This is a genomic window from Streptomyces sp. RLA012 (assembly GCF_056270325.1).
In genome coordinates this window covers 1,596,999-1,613,550 of the sequence record NZ_JBWDPA010000002.1, presented here as the reverse complement: position 1 = coordinate 1,613,550, position 16,552 = coordinate 1,596,999, and the positions used below count along the sequence as shown (strand labels likewise).

General features: G+C 71.2%; 13 protein-coding genes and 1 tRNA gene. 7 read left to right on the top strand and 7 right to left on the bottom strand.

The features are described 5' to 3' along the window. The first annotated feature begins 53 nt into the window (after positions 1–53). The 4 genes from RV986_RS07665 (at position 54) to RV986_RS07650 (ending at position 4,021) form a co-directional block, all read left to right on the top strand. Positions 54–644, top strand: a complete 591-nt coding sequence (locus RV986_RS07665; RefSeq protein ID WP_475916657.1) for a GAF domain-containing protein — start codon at positions 54–56, stop codon at positions 642–644. 166 nt (positions 645–810) lie between these two features. Further along, on the top strand, positions 811–1,839 hold the full coding sequence (gene tdh, locus RV986_RS07660) for an L-threonine 3-dehydrogenase (RefSeq protein ID WP_475916656.1): 1,029 nt from the start codon (positions 811–813) through the stop codon (positions 1,837–1,839). A 51-nt stretch (positions 1,840–1,890) separates the two neighbouring features. Further along, positions 1,891–3,084 (top strand): glycine C-acetyltransferase, encoded by a 1,194-nt coding sequence (locus RV986_RS07655; protein ID WP_475916655.1) that lies wholly within the window; start codon positions 1,891–1,893, stop codon positions 3,082–3,084. A gap of 31 nt (positions 3,085–3,115) precedes the next feature. Beyond that, positions 3,116–4,021: a LysR family transcriptional regulator gene (locus RV986_RS07650; RefSeq protein ID WP_475916654.1), complete on the top strand. Its 906-nt coding sequence runs from the start codon at positions 3,116–3,118 to the stop codon at positions 4,019–4,021. Between the two features lie 2 nt (positions 4,022–4,023). Here the strand turns inward: RV986_RS07650 and RV986_RS07645 are convergent, their stop codons facing one another. The 3 genes from RV986_RS07645 to RV986_RS07635 are packed head-to-tail and all read right to left on the bottom strand — an operon-like array spanning position 4,024 to position 5,500. Next, a complete protein-coding gene (locus tag RV986_RS07645; RefSeq protein WP_475916653.1) occupies positions 4,024–4,695 on the bottom strand; it encodes a hypothetical protein in 672 nt (223 codons plus the stop codon). Beyond that, positions 4,695–5,300 carry an RNA polymerase sigma factor gene (locus tag RV986_RS07640; protein WP_475916652.1) on the bottom strand — a complete coding sequence of 202 codons (606 nt, stop codon included), beginning with the start codon at positions 5,298–5,300 and terminating at the stop codon, positions 4,695–4,697. Before RV986_RS07640 ends, RV986_RS07645 begins: the two co-directional genes overlap by 1 nt. Further along, positions 5,297–5,500, bottom strand: coding sequence for a hypothetical protein (locus tag RV986_RS07635; RefSeq protein WP_475916651.1), 204 nt, complete (start codon positions 5,498–5,500; stop codon positions 5,297–5,299). The genes RV986_RS07640 and RV986_RS07635 overlap by 4 nt, the downstream gene beginning before the upstream one ends. Before the next feature lie 260 nt (positions 5,501–5,760). On the opposite strand from RV986_RS07635, the gene RV986_RS07630 reads away from it, so the two are divergent. Both RV986_RS07630 and RV986_RS07625 read left to right on the top strand, forming a co-directional pair. Further along, positions 5,761–6,120 (top strand): MmcQ/YjbR family DNA-binding protein, encoded by a 360-nt coding sequence (locus RV986_RS07630; protein WP_475916650.1) that lies wholly within the window; start codon positions 5,761–5,763, stop codon positions 6,118–6,120. Positions 6,121–6,795: 675 nt separating this feature from the next. Further along, positions 6,796–8,064, top strand: a complete 1,269-nt coding sequence (locus tag RV986_RS07625) for an MFS transporter (protein WP_475924209.1) — start codon at positions 6,796–6,798, stop codon at positions 8,062–8,064. A gap of 38 nt (positions 8,065–8,102) precedes the next feature. On the opposite strand, the gene RV986_RS07620 is transcribed toward RV986_RS07625, so the two are convergent. Next, a complete protein-coding gene (locus RV986_RS07620) occupies positions 8,103–9,014 on the bottom strand; it encodes a transketolase family protein (RefSeq protein WP_475924208.1) in 912 nt (303 codons plus the stop codon). 75 nt (positions 9,015–9,089) lie between these two features. Then, positions 9,090–9,791 carry a thiamine pyrophosphate-dependent enzyme gene (locus RV986_RS07615; RefSeq protein WP_475916649.1) on the bottom strand — a complete coding sequence of 234 codons (702 nt, stop codon included), beginning with the start codon at positions 9,789–9,791 and terminating at the stop codon, positions 9,090–9,092. Between the two features lie 190 nt (positions 9,792–9,981). On the opposite strand from RV986_RS07615, the gene RV986_RS07610 reads away from it, so the two are divergent. Next, positions 9,982–10,058, top strand: a tRNA-Pro gene (locus RV986_RS07610). A 33-nt stretch (positions 10,059–10,091) separates the two neighbouring features. Here the strand turns inward: RV986_RS07610 and RV986_RS07605 are convergent. Continuing rightward, a complete protein-coding gene (locus tag RV986_RS07605; protein WP_475916648.1) occupies positions 10,092–11,489 on the bottom strand; it encodes a tyrosine-type recombinase/integrase in 1,398 nt (465 codons plus the stop codon). 1,431 nt (positions 11,490–12,920) lie between these two features. After that, the gene (locus RV986_RS07600) at positions 12,921–16,490 is read right to left on the bottom strand and encodes a glycoside hydrolase family 32 protein (RefSeq protein WP_475916647.1); all 3,570 of its coding nucleotides are present in this window, start codon (positions 16,488–16,490) and stop codon (positions 12,921–12,923) included. Between the last annotated feature and the right edge of the window lie 62 nt (positions 16,491–16,552).

The window sequence follows — 16,552 nt, the reverse complement described above, 5'->3', positions numbered from 1 at the left end:
TCCCCGCCACGGAGCCCACACATGACCCCCGTCCCACACCAGGGAGCCCGTAGATGAGTTACGACCCGCCGCGCCCGGCCGGTCGTCTGCTGCTGACCCCGGAGGACAAGGACGCCCCCGCCCGGGTCCGGCGGCTGCGCCGACTCGGCCTGGGGGAGCGCACGGAACCCGCCTTCGACGCCTTCGCGGACCGGCTCGCCGAGGTCGCCGCGGTGCCGTACTCGATGGTCAACTTCATCGACGAGAACCGGCAGTTCTTCGCGGGCCTGCACACCCCGGACGGCAACGTCTCGGTCTCCCGGCCGCTCCCGGCCGCCCCGGACGGCACCGTCAAGGGCATGGGCCGCTACATGACGCGCGACTACGGATTCTGTCCCCATGTCGTGGTCCGCCGCAGGGCGCTGGTCCTGGAGGACGTCTGCGACTACCCGCGCTTCGCCGGCAACCCGGTCGTCGACGAGATCGGCGTCCGCTCCTATCTGGGCGCCCCGCTGATCGACCGTACGGGCATCGCCCTCGGCACGGTCTGCGTCGTCGACCTGGAGCCGCGCCGGTGGGGGAAAGCGGGCCTGGAGACCATCAAGTCGATGGCGGCGGAGCTGGTCGAGCAGTGGGAGCGCCGGGAGGACACCGGCAGGATCTGACGCCCGCGGGCGGAGGCGTGAAGGAAAGCTGCGGCCGCGCTTAAGAAAACCTCGATGGACCAACGGCGCCCCCGTGCGGCAGATTTCTCCGGGAATTCACCCCTCTCCCCGGTACGGGCGCCTTCGGCGTGCCCCGATCCGGGACCTCACCCACGGGAGCCGCAGCTTGAAGGCGCTGGTCAAGGAGAAGGCGGAGCCCGGGCTCTGGCTCACGGACGTCCCGGAACCGGGGATCGGCCCCGGCGACGTACTGATCAAGGTCCTCAGGACCGGGATCTGCGGCACCGACCTGCACATCCGCAACTGGGACGGCTGGGCGCGGCAGGCCGTCCGCACACCGCTCGTCCTCGGCCACGAGTTCGTCGGCGAGGTCGTCGAGACCGGCCGCGACGTCGCCGACATCAAGGCGGGCGACCGGGTCAGCGGCGAGGGCCACCTGGTGTGCGGCAAGTGCCGCAACTGCCTCGCCGGGCGCCGCCACCTGTGCCGCGCCACGGTCGGCCTCGGCGTCGGCCGCGACGGCGCGTTCGCCGAGTACGTGGCCCTGCCCGCCGCCAACGTGTGGGTGCACCGCGTCCCCGTGGACCTCGACGTCGCCGCGATCTTCGACCCGTTCGGCAACGCCGTGCACACGGCGCTGTCCTTCCCGCTGGTCGGCGAGGACGTCCTGATCACCGGCGCGGGCCCGATCGGTCTGATGGCCGCGGCCGTGGCCCGGCACGCGGGCGCCCGCAACGTCGTCGTCACCGACGTCAGCGAGGAGCGCCTCGAACTCGCCCGCAAGATCGGCGCGAGCCTCGCCCTCAATGTCACGGACGCGACGATCGCCGACGGCCAGCGCCGGCTGGGGCTGCGCGAGGGCTTCGACATCGGCCTGGAGATGTCCGGCCGCCCCGAGGCACTGCGCGACATGATCGCCAATATGACGCACGGCGGCCGGATCGCGATGCTCGGCCTGCCCGCCGAGGAGTTCCCGGTCGACTGGTCCCGGATCGTCACCTCCATGATCACGATCAAGGGCATCTACGGCCGCGAGATGTTCGAGACCTGGTACGCGATGTCCGTCCTCCTCGAAGGCGGTCTCGACCTCGCACCAGTCATCACCGGCCGCTACGACCACCGCGATTACGAGGCGGCCTTCGCGGACGCCGCGAGCGGCCGCGGCGGCAAGGTCATCCTGGACTGGAGCGCGTGAGCGTCCGTACGAGCCCCTCCCCGACCCGCGTAACCCTCTAGGAGCCCCCAGATGTTCGACTCCGTGCGCGACGACCTCCGCGCCACCCTCGACGAGATCCGCGCCGCCGGTCTGCACAAGCCCGAGCGCGTCATCGGCACCCCGCAGTCCGCGACCGTCAGCGTCACCGCGGGCGGCCGCCCCGGCGAGGTCCTCAACTTCTGCGCCAACAACTACCTCGGTCTCGCCGACCACCCCGAGGTCGTCGCCGCCGCCCACGAGGCCCTCGACCGCTGGGGCTACGGCATGGCGTCCGTGCGCTTCATCTGCGGTACGCAGGAGGTGCACAAGGAGCTGGAGGCGCGCCTGTCCGCGTTCCTCGGCCAGGAGGACACGATCCTGTACTCCTCCTGCTTCGACGCCAACGGCGGTGTCTTCGAGACCCTCCTCGGCGCCGAGGACGCGGTCATCTCCGACGCCCTCAACCACGCCTCGATCATCGACGGCATCCGGCTGTCCAAGGCACGCCGCTTCCGGTACGCCAACCGTGACATGGCCGACCTGGAGGCTCAGCTCAAGGACGCGTCCGACGCCCGCCGCCGGCTGATCGTCACCGACGGCGTCTTCTCGATGGACGGCTATGTCGCGCCCCTGAAGGAGATCTGCGACCTCGCCGAGCGCTACGACGCCATGGTCATGGTCGACGACTCGCACGCCGTCGGCTTCGTCGGACCCGGCGGTCGCGGCACCCCCGAGCTGCACGGCGTCATGGACCGCGTCGACATCATCACCGGCACCCTCGGCAAGGCACTCGGCGGCGCCTCCGGCGGCTATGTCGCCGCCCGTGCCGAGATCGTCGCCCTGCTGCGCCAGCGCTCGCGTCCGTACCTCTTCTCGAACACGCTCGCCCCGGTCATCGCGGCGGCCTCCCTGAAGGTCCTGGACCTCCTGGAGTCGGCGGACGACCTGCGCGAGAGGCTTGCCGAGAACACCGCGCTGTTCCGCTCCCGGATGACGGCGGAGGGCTTCGACATCCTCCCCGGCGACCACGCGATCGCCCCCGTCATGATCGGCGACGCGTCCGTCGCCGGGCGCATGGCGGAACTGCTCCTGGAGCGCGGGGTGTATGTGATCGGCTTCTCGTACCCGGTCGTCCCGCAGGGCAAGGCCCGGATCCGGGTCCAGCTGTCCGCCGCGCACTCGACGGACGACGTGAACCGGGCGGTGGACGCGTTCGTGGCCGCCCGCGCGGAGCTCGCGGGCTGACGCACGCCGGTGACCTGAGAGAATCGGTCACATGATCGAAGCGCGGCGGCTCCACATCCTCCGTGCGGTGGCCGACCACCGCACGGTGACGGCGGCGGCCGCCGCGCTCTATCTGACCCCCTCGGCCGTCTCCCAGCAGCTGACCGCGCTGGAGCAGGAGACCGGCCACCGGCTCGTCGAGCGCGGCGCCAAGGGCGTACGGCTGACACCCGCCGGCGAGATCCTGCTCGGCCACACCAACGAGGTCCTGGCCCAACTGGAGCGCGCCGAGGCGGAGTTGGCCGCGTACAGCTCGGGCTCGGCGGGCACGGTCACCGTTGCCTCCTTCGCGACCGGCATCGGCCTGGTCGTGGCCCCCGCACTGGCCCGCCTCGCCCGTACCGCGCCCGGCATCCACGTCCGCGTCCAGGACGCCGAGGGCGACGCCAGCCTGCCGATGGTGCTCGACCGGCAGGTCGACATCGCGGTCGCCGTCGAGTACCGGGGCGCCCCCGACGCGGACGACCCGCGCCTCACCCCCGTACCCCTGTACGCCGAGCCCTTCGACGCGGTCGTCCCGGTCGGCCACCGGCTGGCCGATGCCGCCGAGGTCCCGCTCGCCGAACTGGCGAAGGACCCGTGGATCGGCCCCTACCCCGGCAACCCCTGCCACGATGTGGTCGTCCTGGCCTGCGAGAACGCAGGGTTCCAGCCCCGGCTCGAACACTCCTCGGACGACTTCCGTGCCGTCGTCGCCCTCGCCTCGGCCGACGCGGGCGTCGCTCTGGTGCCCCGCTCGGCCCTGCGCGGCATGGACCTCACGGGGGTGCTCGTGCGCCCGGTCGACGGCGTCGCGCCCACGCGCCGGGTCTTCGCGGCCGTACGCCGGGGTGCGGAGGGGCATCCGCTGATCCGCCCGGTGCTGGAGGCGTTGGCGCAGGCCGCGACGGTGGAGTGACGCTACAGCCGTGAGGTGAGCCGGCGCAGCTCCTTCACGAGCGGCGGCCGGGGGAGCGGGACGGTGCCGATCTCGGGGTGGTGGGGGCGGGCTATGTGCGGATGGACGTGGTCGATCAGCGGTGGGTTGACCAGGGGCGCGGTGACGCGGTCGCCGCACATGTAGGTGGGTTCGAAGTGCTCGCGCACCAGTTGGGTGCGCCAGTGGTCGGCGTCCTGGTACTCGCCGCTGTGGGCGTGTTCCAGGAACAGGCAGTACTCGGCGACCTGGTGGCCGACCCCGGCCGCGAAACGCCACCAGAAACGCGCGCCGTTGCCGTCGCCCGCCACGTGCAGCAGGCACGCGAAGACCAGGGCGCCGGCCTTGTCGGCGTACTGGCTGTCGATGAACCTGCTCAGATGACGGTCGGCGTCCGGTCCGAACAGCACCAGGAGGCTGACGGCGTTCAGGTCCCACCACGCGCGGTCGGCGTCCGGGGCGCGGTCGTCCTCGGGCATGGTCCACACGACCCGGGCGACGGCGGCCTCGGGGGTACGCAGGCGGTGCCGGGCCGCCTGACGGCTGCGCAGGCGGGCTTCGGCGGCCGCGAGGTCGTAGTCGGCGTAACGATCCTGCGTGCGGGCCCCGACCAACAGGTCGTCGACGGTGCGGTGGTCGGACGGCAGGGTGCTCATCAGGGGTTCCTCCCGTCGGAGTGCTCCGGGCAGCGGAGTCTGAGCAGGGTGGCGAGGCGTCTGCGTCCGGTACGGAGCTGGGAGCGGACGGTGGCTTCCTCGTTGCCCATCAGCACGGCGGCTTCGGCGGCCGTGAAACCCATGCCGTAGTAGAGCAGGATCGCGTCGCGCTGACGCTCGCTCAGGGCGCCCACGGCGACGTAGAGGGCGATGGCGTCGGTGAGCATGTCGTACGGATCCTCGGCCGGGTCCGCCAGCGCGGCCTCGAAGGCGGCGGTCTCCAGCAGCTCCGGTCGGCGGCGGCGCCTGCGGTGCATGTCGATGATGCGGCGCTTGAGGATCGTCCAGGCGTATCCCTCCAGGTTCTCCATCCGCAGCATCTGCGGCCAGCGGTCCATGACCTGGTCGAACGTCAGGTCCACGGCCTCCTCCGCGTCGGCGTCGGAGCCGAGCTGCAGATAGGCGTAGCGCATGTAGTCGTGGCGGCGCTGATGGTGAAAACCCCAGTACGCCATCTGCGCGGGGGGATCCCACTGGTCGATGGGTACCACCCGCGGCGCGCCCACCGCCCCGCCGGTCTCCTCGGGGCCGCCGTCGCCGCTCACGGGACGTCCCGTGAGGGCTCGTTGCAACGGGACGGGGCGCGGGTGCCTGCGCCTGCGCCTGCGCCTGTGCCTGTCAGGCCGGTGATGCCGATGCGTACGCCGGCCGTCAGCAGCCGGCGGCAGCCACGGACCATGTCCGGGCCGAACACCCTCAGGGCAAGCGCGATCTCGAACAACCACGCGGCAGCGCTCTGCTGCACGGGGTCCTCCCCTGTACCAGTTCTGTTTCCAGGTGCCGTTTCCCCACCCCGGCACCAGAGGCACCATCCGCCTCCACCCATGAAGCGCTCACGGGGGCGCGAACGTGCAGTCGAGGTTCGAAAAATATTACGGTCAGTGTCGGTCCGATAGCAGCTGGTTCAATCATCGACCATCCTGGGCCGGGGAGCCGGGGAGCCGGGGAGCCGGGGAGCGGGGGAGCCTGGGGTGACTGTCAGTGCCATTGGCTACGGTGCGTCTCATGCCGGATGCCGAAGACGTACGACGTATCGCCCTCTCCCTGCCGGACGCGACGGAGAAGACCGCCTGGAGCATGCCCACCTTCCGGGTCGCCGGGAAGATGTTCGCCACGCTGCCCGAGGAGGAGACGTCCATCGCGGTGCGCTGCCCCAAGGAGGAGCGCGACGAACTCGTCCTGGCGGAGCCCGAGAAGTTCTGGATCGCCGACCACGAGGCGGGTTTCGCCTGGGTCCGGGTCCGGCTCGCGGCCCTGGAGAACAGCGAGGAACTCCGCGACATCCTCGCCGACTCCTGGCGCCAGGCGGCCCCGCCCAGACTGATCGATTCCTACCCGGAGCTGGGGCTTCCGGCGGTCGGCTGAGATTTCACCCGGCGTTGCCGGTGCCCCGTGGCATGATCCGGGGACAGGAGTGCAGATCGGGGCGCCCGAGTCGGCGGGAGAGCTGTGGGGCGGGTGGGGGGCACGGGCGTGTACGAGACGGCACCGGGAGGGAAGCCGCCCCGGACCGGGCCGTCGGGCGGCGGGAGCGCGGAACGCCGGACGTCCGGTGCACCGGACGGGGCGGTCGCGGAGGCCGTTCCGGATGACGTGACCGATGCGACCGATGCGACCGATGTGACCGATGTGGTTGATGCGGCCGTGCCGGATACGCCCGTCGTGGCGACCCCGCCGGACGCGTCGGATGCGTCGGCCGTGGACACCGTGCCGATCTTGGAGACCGCGCCGGACGTGCCCGCGGTGGAGATCGGGTCGGCCGTGAAGACCGCGTCGACCTTCAAGACCGTGTCGGCCGTGGGGGCCGTGCCGGACGGGGTTCGCCGCACCGCGGGGAAGCGGTCCGTCGCGTCTCCCAGCGCCGAGGACGCCAAGGACGCCAAGGACGCCAAGGACGCCAAGGACCGGGTCCACCATGTGCGGCGCCCGGTCGGCGACCGCGGTGCGTCCCCCGGTCCCGGGCCCCGGGGCTCGACGCGCCGGCCCACAGGCCGGTCCGCCCACACGCCCGCGGCTCCGCACCCCCGTGACGTGGCCACGATGACCGGCCTCGGGACCGTCTGGTCGAGGGACTTCGCGCTGTTCTTCGTCGCACGGGCCCTCGCCCGGCTCGGCGACACCATGCTGCCCGTGGCGCTCGCCGCCGGACTGCTCCAGCACGGGTACGGAGCGGGGGCGCTGGGCCTGGCGATGGCCGCGTCGGCCGCCCCCTTCGCCGGGCTGGTGATCTTCGGCGGGGTCATCGCCGACCGGTTCAGCACCCGCAAACTGATGATCGGCGCCGACCTGGTGCGGCTGGTCACCCAGTCCCTCGCCGCCGGGCTCTTCTTCGCCGGCCATGTCGTCCTGTGGCAGATCTGCGTGATCGGCGCCGTCAACGGCGTGGCGGGTGCCGTCTTCCAGCCGGGCGTCGCCAGCACGGTGCCGCGCCTCGCCACCGACGTCCAGGGCGCCAACGGCGCGATCCGGATCGCCGAGTCCGCCGCCCAGCTCGCGGGCCCCGCCCTCGCCGGTCTGCTGGTCGCGTTCTCCTCGGCGGGCGGCGTCTTCGTGGCCCACGCCGCGACGTACGCGCTGAGCGCCCTGTGTCTGCTCCTGCTCCGACTTCCCCCCGCCGCGCCCGGAAGCCAGGCGCACAGCGACGGTTTCAAGGCCGATCTCGCGGTCGGCTGGCGGGAGTTCAGGTCCCGGACCTGGCTGTGGAGCGTCATCGTCGTCTGGTGTGTGTACATGATCTCCATCTGGGGCCCGACCGTCCCCCTGGTGGCGACGGAGGTGGTCCAGCAGCACGGCCCGCGCGCCTACGGCCTGCTCAACTCGGCCCTCGGCGCCGGTACGGTCGTCGGCGGTCTCATCGCGCTGCGGTTGCGTCCCCGGCGTATGCTGCGCGCCGGTTCGATCGCCCTGTTCGCCTTCGTGTTCTTCCCGGCGTCCGTCGGGGCGGGGCTCGGGGTGCCGGCCATGTCCGCCGGAGCGGCGATCGCCGGGGCGGGCATGTCGTTCTGGAGCGTGATGTGGGCGACCAGCGTCCAGACGCAGGTCGCCCCCGACGTCCTCAACCGCATTCACGCGTACGACGTCGCGGGCTCCCTGGCGATGATGCCCGTGGGCCAGGCCCTGGCGGGACCGGCCGCGACGGCCCTCGGCGCGGACCATGTCCTCTTGATCGCCGGCGCGATGAGCCTGGTCGTCTCGACGGCCCTGCTCTGCGTGCCCGCCGTACGCGACCTGGTGCGCGTCGACCCGTCCGCACCCCAGCCCCGTACGGCCGCGGCAGCGCGCGAACCGGCACGCCGGGACGGCCGCTGAGCCGTACGACGGCGGAGCGCTCCGGCCGGTGCGGCCGCTCACCCATGGCCGAGGGCGCCCAGGAAGCCGCCGATCCGCTCCCGCAGGGACCCCGCGTCCAGGCCGTGCGCGGTCAGGTGCTCGTCGACCGTCCCGTACCGGCGCAGCTCACGGCGGCCGACGCCGAGGCCGAGGACGCGGTGGGGTACGTGGGCGAGCGCGTCGCCCGCGGCCGCGCCGGACGTACCGGCCAGATACGGCTCGACGAGGACGACGTCGGTGCCCGCCCCCGCCGTGGCGTGGCGCAGCGTCGCCGCGTCGAAGGGGCGGACGGTGGTCGCGTACAGGACGGTGACGTCGAGCCCCTCCGTGGCGGAGAGGACCGCGTCGAGCATCGGCCCGACGGCGACGACCACCCCGGCGCGCCCTTCGCGGACCGTGCGGAAGCGGGCCCCGTCGACGGGGAGCGCCCACGCGTTGGACTGTGCCGACAAGCGCACGTACACCTTGTCGTCCCCGGCGGCGACCGCGTGCCGCAGCAGGGTCTCCGCCTCGTCCGGGTGGCCCGGGACGTGCACGGTCCAGCCGTCCAGCGTGTCGAGCAGGGCCACGTCGCCGGGTGCCATGTGGGTGAAACCTCCGGCGGGCCAGTCGAAGGACGCGGCCGCGCTCACCAGCACCGCGCCCACGCCCTGGTGGCCGAGGTCGAGCTTGACCTGCTCGAAGGGCCGCTCGACCAGGAAGGAGGCGAAGGTGTGCAGGACGGGCCGCAGCCCGGTCAGTGCCAGGCCGGCGCCCGTCCCGACCAGGAGCTGTTCGCGAATTCCGACGTTGATCACCCGCTCCGGATGCCTGCGCCGGGCCTCCTCGAAGCCGTCCTTGCCGATCTCGGCGAGGACGACCGCGACCCTCGGGTTCTCGCCGAGCAGCCGGGAGACGACGGGGACGAACCGGTCGCGCATGGTTTCCATGGTGTCCATGGGATGTCGTGTCCTTCCAGAGATACGGGTGACGGGGGCGGCGCTGGGGAGGCCGGCCGGCGGGACTCAGGCGGACTTCGGCTCGACCTGGGCGACGACGACGTGCGGGCGGCCCGGGTGGGGTGCGGTGAAGGCGGCGTACAGCGCTTCGTGGTCACGGCCGTCGACGGTCACCGAGGACCAGCCCGCCACCTCGAACCGGGCGGCGATACCGCCGGGCCGGGCGTGGCCGGCGGAGGAGTTGTCGATCACGACGGTGTGCAGCCGGTCGAGACCGGCGGGCCCGGCGTGGGCGATCGCCTCGTGATTGCTGCCCTCGTCCAGCTCCGCGTCGCCGATCAGCACCCACACCCGCGGCTCGTCGAGCCCCTGCGCCCGCAGGCCCAGCGCGGTGCCGACCGCGATCGGCAGCCCGTGGCCCAGTGAACCGCTGCCGATCTCGGCGCCGGGTACCAGGATCCGGTCCGGATGGTGCCCGAGCGGCGAGTCGTAGGAGCCGAACTCCGGCAGCCACTCGACGGGCACGAAGCCCTTGGCCGTCAGCACCGCGTAGTACGCCATCGGCCCGTGCCCCTTGGAGAGCAGGAACCGGTCCCGCTCCGGGTCGTCCATCCGCCCGGGCCCGACCCTGAGCACCCGGTCGTAGAGCACCCACAGCACGTCCATGGTGGACGTCGCCGCCGGTCCGTGCTTCTCGTCACCGGTCATGAGCCCCATCAGGCGGGGCAGGTCCGTGTACGTGTGGAGGCGTTCCGCGGTGGTCGTCATACCGACGATCGTGCAACCTCAACCAAACTTCAGGTCAAGCCTCGAACCACGCCCTGTGTCGACCCCGCATACGCGCCCCACAGACGCGCCCCGTGTCGGCCCCGTATAAACGAGTGCGCGGCCACCGGCCCGAGTGCGGTATTGTTTCCGTGCACGTTCGGTCAGGGGAAATCCCAGGTCAGACGGGCAACGGGACGTGGCGCAGCTTGGTAGCGCACTTGACTGGGGGTCAAGGGGTCGCAGGTTCAAATCCTGTCGTCCCGACCATGCGGAAACGCAGGTCGGAGGCCGTTCTCTCATTTATGGGAGGGCGGCCTTTCGTGCGTTCGGGGGTGTGGCCGGTCGCAGTGTGGTCGCACGCCCGGGCCGGGGTTGGCTCGCCGTGGTGCTGGTGGCGGGTGGTGCGGGGGAGCGGAGCCGACGGAGGGCTTCGCGGAGGCGGTGGATGTGGTCGCGTGGTGGTCGCAGCCACGCCGGTCGGTTAGCGAGCCGGTCAGTGCGTTCTGCGCTGGTGAGGGTGTGGTCGATGGTGTCGACGGCTTGGCGGGCTGCCTGTTGGGTGAGGTGACTGTAGAGGTTCGCGGTGGTCGACAGGGTGGAGTGCCGCAGCGTCTTGGAGACCACGGTGAGCGGAACACCTGCGGTGATCGTGATCGTGGCGGCGAGGTGCCGCAGGTCGTGGACCGTGACCCGGGAGACACCGGCTTCCTCGGACAGCCGGCGGAGCCGGTCGAGCACCAGATGCGGTCCGAGCGGGCTGCCGTCGCGCCGGCAGAAGACGAGCCCGGCGAACGGGTTGTTGGGATCTCCGCGGGTCCGGGGAGCTGATCGTGCCCGATGACGGAGGGCGGCGGCGACGCGGGGTGAGATGGCGACCCAGCCTCTGCTTGACCGGGTCTTTGGCGTGGTGATCACGAGATGGTTGTTGTCGATGGCGGAGAGCGTGCAGCGCACATAGAGCACGCTTTGGTCGAGGTGGACGTCGTCCCAGTGCAGTCCGAGGGCCTCGCCCTTGCGCATCCCGGTGCCGATGAGGACCTTGAACAGATCGGCCATCTCGGGATCGGCTCGGTGGCAGTGGGTGAGGAAGCGGGCGGCCTCCTCCGCGGTCCAGATCCGGCGCTCCGGCGACGGCGGCCGGCGCAGGAGTGGCGGAGAAGCCGGATTGTGCGGGAGGCGATGCTGGCGGACGGCGTCACCGAGCGCGCTGGAGAGGGCGGCGAGACACCGGTAGAGGGTGGTGCGGCCACGGCCGGCGGCGAGCTGGCTGGTGACGAAGGCCGCGATGTGCCGGTGGGCGAGCTGGTCGAGCTTGAGGGTTCCGAACGCCGGGACGAGGTCGTTGCGGACATAGTCGCGGTATCGAGCCATCGTGGTCGGCTTCAGCACGAGCGCCTTTGCCGCCAGCCACGCGTTCAGGTAGTCGGCGACGGTCTGGTTCGGGTCCGCGTCGAAACCGCCGGCCTCACCCTCAAGAAACCGTCGCAATGCCTCTTCGGCCGCATCCTGACTGGCGAAGCCGCCCCGGCGTACCGTCGACCTGCGGTGGTCCGGGGCGGGAACGTCGACGGCGAAGGTCCAGGTCCCGTGGGTGCTGTCGGCGAGCAGATGAGGGCAGCGGGCACCTATCTGGTGACGGTGGGTGTCCCGGCAGCCACAGCGGCGGTAAACACGGCCGCAGCCGACGCTGGTACGCATGGCGATCGCCTCCAGGAGGCGGAGAAGGGCCTGACATCCTCAGCGTGCGACCACACGCGACCACCACGCCTGTCGGAGGCACCCTGATCAGCATGTTTCCCTTGTCCGCGCGCCAATGGCGGCGGCTCGGGAGGGCACGAGTAGATTCTTGGTCTGCTGGTGGTACAGAGGCAGCGCATCGCTGACCAGCGCAAACAGCGCCCGTCGCGGCTTTGGCAGGATTGCTGGCCCGGGAATGGTCCGGATCTTGACCGATGCGGTTCCCTCGGGCTGGGTGGTCGCCCGGCGCCACGCAGCAGTCGGAGCCGAAAAAACAGGGGGTGCCGCCTACTGCATCCGCTCGCACTCTGGTGTGACATAGCCCTTGGCCGATACCGCCCTGTACGCCGAATCCGGCACGCCGCTGGTGTAGAGCGACAATCCGCTCGCCGTGGCCGCGTGCGGTGGTGGCCATTCGTCGTGAGCTGTGACGGTCCCACATGGCACAGGTAGGCAGAACCGTCTTCTGACGTCCACGTGGTCCAGATCGACGCCCTTCGCGTAGGTTTGGCCTTTGTGGTCCGGGTGCGTCGACGGTGTTGGTGACAGCAATGTGACAGGTAAGGCTCCGCCGACCAGGTGCCGCTCATACGGATACGGCGTCTGCGAGCGCATCGAGTGTCCGCCGCGAGCAGCGCTGCTGCTCGGTCACCTGTTGCGAATCGGTCGCGAACGATCGGCCGGTGTCAGATCCACGATGCCCCAAGGGCTGGGACTGAGCATGTTCCCTGTTTCCGGGCGGTGATGGTGCGACGGTTGGGAGGATCAGTGGGTGCTGTCCCGGGTATGGGGTCTGAATCATTACATCTCTGACCGGAGCGTCTGAATTTCGCAGTGTCGGCTGTTGGCCGGGGATGGTGCGTTGTCGGTGCCGGGCTGGCGGGATGTGTCCCGATGGGGGCCTGCCGTTCGTTGTGGCGTCCTCACGATTCTGACCGCCCGACGCGGCCCGGTACCGGCAACGCGACGCGCCGTCGGACCGGAAAGGGGAACGGGCATGTCCAGTTCGACCCTGTCCAGTACGCCGCCTGCTCCGCAGACCCGTCGTCGTCGCCCTGCGGGGGAGGTGGTACTGGGAGATACGCAATCGGGCCAGGAACTGGGAAGCCGTGAGGCGGCCCGGGCGGTCTTCCACCTGGTCAAACAGCTACAGCCAGGACCCCGCTCATAGGGGCTGTGATACGGCGAAGCCCCGCCGGGAACCATCCTGACGGGACCTCTGTGCGGAGCCGTGAGACCACGAGGCCGCGCCGGAGCGCTCCGGCGCGGCCTCGCAGTGAGATCGGCTGCGCTGGCGCGCACGATGCGAAGGGCTCCTGAGCGCCTACGACCAGCCGCCCGAGCGTGATGAACCGGACGAGGAGTAACTCTCCTGGCGAGGTATTCCGGCGGTCACAGCTCCTTCGCGTAGGTGTCCTGGTACGCCGCCCTCCCTCCGAACACGTTGAGGCCGATGTGTCCGCTCATGTACGTCGTGTCCGTCACGTCGATGATCCGCTCACCGTTGAGGAACACCTGGATGCGGTCGCCCTCGGTGAGGATGCGGACGGGGTAGGTCGTGCCGCGGCGGACCAGGGCCGGGACGCGGGCGAGGGCGGCGCCGTCGTCGAAGAAGCCGTTGGCCTTGGCGACCAGGCGGATCACGCGTAGGTCGGGGTCGATGTTGAGGCAGTAGGCATCGGTGCCGTCGGAGGAGGCGCGCCAGAGGAGGGAGAGGGCGCCGCCTGTGTCCGGGTCGGAGCCGCCGAGCCGGACCAGGGTGGTGAGGTCGAAGTCCGCCGCCGTGCGGGACGAGATCGCGTTGGAGTCCTTGTCGAAGCTTCCGGCGCGGCCCGCGCTGTCCGTCGACCAGCGGCCGGCGGGGGTGATCGTCAACTTGCCGAGGTCCGAGCGGAATTCACCGCCGGTCGGGGCGGCCACCAGCGGCTTCACCCGATCCACCAGGCGGAAGGTGCTGTCCAGCTTGTGCACCTTGAGCGAGTCGATGTGCGCGGTGCCGCCCTTGGCGTAGAAGGCCATGCCGCTGGCGTCCGGCGTGGGGAAGATCAGGCTGGTCACGGCGGCCTGTCCGTCCGCGCCGAATGCCTCGACCGAGGACGAGTCGACGTACACGTGCAGGGTCACGCGGCCGTCGGTCGTCTTCATCGGCGCGGTGGTGCGGCCCGTGAAGTACTGCGTGAAGTCGCTCAGGCCCGATGCCGAGCGGTCCACGAACAGTTCCTGCGCCTCGGCGTCGTATCCGACTGTCGTGTGCTCGTCGTCGTCGGTCCGGAGCCGGAAGCCGATCTCCGTGGCGGTGCCAAGGGTGATCTCGGCCTCGATCTCGTAGGCGATGCCCCGGACGCCCTCGAGCGGGTTCGCGGAGTCGGGGCCGACGGCGAGGTTCTTGCGGGTTGTGGTGGACGTGCGCAGCGTGACCAGTTCCGGGACTGGTCGCTGCGCCAGGCGTACGCCGTCGGCGGTGTCCGTGAGGGTCAGTTCGCGGGGAGTGCTCAGCTGGCCGTTCCAGCCGCCGGTCGGGGCGCTGAAGGGGTAGTCCCAGTTGCTCATCCAGCCCAGCCAGACGCGGCGGTCGTCGGGCAGGCCGTAGAAGGACATGGCGGCGTAGTAGTCGCGGCCGGAGTCGGCGCGCAGGACCGTGCCGGCCTTCTGGTCGGGAGTGAAACCGGTGCCGTTCCACTCACCCGTGAAGTACTGGGCGGCCGAGCCGTTCGTGGCGCGTACGGCACCGGTGCTCAGGGTGAGGACCCACTTCACCTTGTCCTTGTCGCCGTCGACCGGCAGTGGGAAGAAGTCGGGGCACTCCCAGACGCCGGGCGTGGCCCAGTCGCCGTAGCCGAAGGAGCTGACCTGGGTCCAGGTGAGGAGGTCGGCGGAGGTGAAGAAGCGGATGTGGTCGCCGCCGGAGACGACCATCAGCCACTGGTCGTGAGCCTCGTCGCGGATGACCTTCGGGTCGCGGAAGGTCCAGCCGGCGTCGGGGCCTCCCGGGTTCTGCACGGCCGGACTCGAGCCGCCGTGCCACTGCCACGAGCGGCCCTTGTCCTTGCTGTAGGCGATGCGCACGCTGGCGTTTCCGCCCGGCTTGTCCGGGTGGTAGCTGGTGTAGTACGCGATCAGGCCCGAGCCGCCGTCGAAGAGGCCGGAGGTGTCGTCGGCGTCGACGATCGCCGAGCCCGACCAGCAGTTGCCGTAGGCGTTCCAGGGCAGGGCGATCGGCAGGGCCTGCCAGTGGACGAGGTCGGTGCTGACCGCGTGCGCCCAGCGGCCCTGGTCCTGGTGGAAGAGGTGGTATTCGCCGTCGTAGTGGACCAGGCCGTTGGGGTCGCTGGTGGAGCCGGTGAGCTGGGAGTAGTGGTACGTGGGGCGGTACGGCTCGGTGAAGTAGTCGGCGGTGCTGCGGATCTCGACATTCTGAAAGTACGACGCCCCGTGCGCGGCCGCGGTGCCGACGGTGGCGCCCGTGGTTCGGGACACGCGGGTCTTGAGCGCCCGTACGCCGTCCAGGTACACCTCGATCGTCCTGCTCGTCGCTCGGGCCTCGACGCGATAGGTGCCGCCGGACGCGATGCGCCGGACCGGGCCGGAGGCGGAGGCGAGGCGGGCGCCGGAAGAGCGGTCCAGCAGGACGACGGCATTGCGGCCGGCTTCCAGGCGGGCTTCGTAGCCGCCGGAGCCGTTCGCGGACGCGCGCAGGACGAGGCCGGCCGAGGAGGAGGGGCCGCCGGGTGTGATGTCGGCTCTCGCCACCAGGTCGCCGTCGGTGAAGGGGGCCGTGCGCAGGCCGTTCTCGCCGCGGATGCCGCGCAGGTCGGGGGTCCAGGTGCCGGAGCGGGCCGTCCAGCCCTGGAGGCCGGTGGCGAGATCGGCCCCGGCGATGTTCTCGAAGGACACCGCTCCGGCCGATGCCGTGACGGCGAGTCGGCCTTTGGTGTGGGTGGAGTCCTGGGCGGTGATGACGGGGCTGTAGCCGTCGGGAGAGAGGAAGTCGGTCTGCCAGTGCACGCGCAGTTCGTCGTGTTCGGCTTCGACGCGCAGGCGGTAGACCGTGTCGGCCTTGATGGTGGTCGCGTAGGTGCCGAGCGTGACGTTGCCGTCGATGCGGTAGAGCCTCAGCGTGCCCTGGTCCGCGTCGACTTGGACGCCGTAACCGCGCGTGGCCGTGGCGTCGGTGCGCACCAGCAGTGAGGCGATGGCGGAGGCGTCGTGCAGGAGCAGGTCGGCCTGGAGCGCGGTGTCGTAGGTCTTGGTCGTGGTGATGGCGCGGGCGGTGGCTTTCTGGGTCGGGGCCGCGCGCCAGCCCAGCGGACTCGCCGTCCAGGTGCCACCGCTCGTGGTCCAGCCGGTGAGGTTGGTGGTGACTGAGGAGAGGGAGGGCGGGCCGAAGGTGACCGTGCCGCCCTGGGCGAGCAGGCCCACCGAGCCGGCGTCGTGGCGGTGGTCCTCGGTGTGGAGGAGCCGCTTGCCGTCGACATGCACCGTCAGCTCGGGTCCGTCGACTGCCACTTCGAGGTCATAGGGTCTTGCGGTCCGCGCGCCCGGCAGCGGCGCGGTGGCGAGTGTGTCGCCGCCGGCCAGGTCGTAGAGCCGTATGCGGGCGCGGCCGGGGTCGAGGGCGACCGCGTATCCGGTCGAGCCGTCCAGGGCTGCCCGGAACACCAACGCGCCTACGGCGGAGGAGGATTGGGCCGTGACGCGGGCCGCGTACGTGCCCTTGGCCGCGAGTTGCTGCTCGGACAGGGCGAGGGCGGGCCCGCGACGGCCGGCGGTCGCCTTCTGGCCGCCGTCGGAGGTGCGGGTCCAGGTGCCGGTGACGGGGATGGGGTCGGGAATCGAGGTGGCGGCGGGCGTCGCTCCGGCGGCGCTCGGGGCGGCCTGTGCTGCGGGGAGGATGCCTCCGAGAGGCAGCAGGGTGGCGGCGGTTCCTCCGGCGATCAGGAGGGTACGGCGGGACACGCTCATGGCAGCTCCTGAGGCGAGCAGGGGAGGGTGGGCCACGGCCCGGGGGGACGTCCACCCCGCGG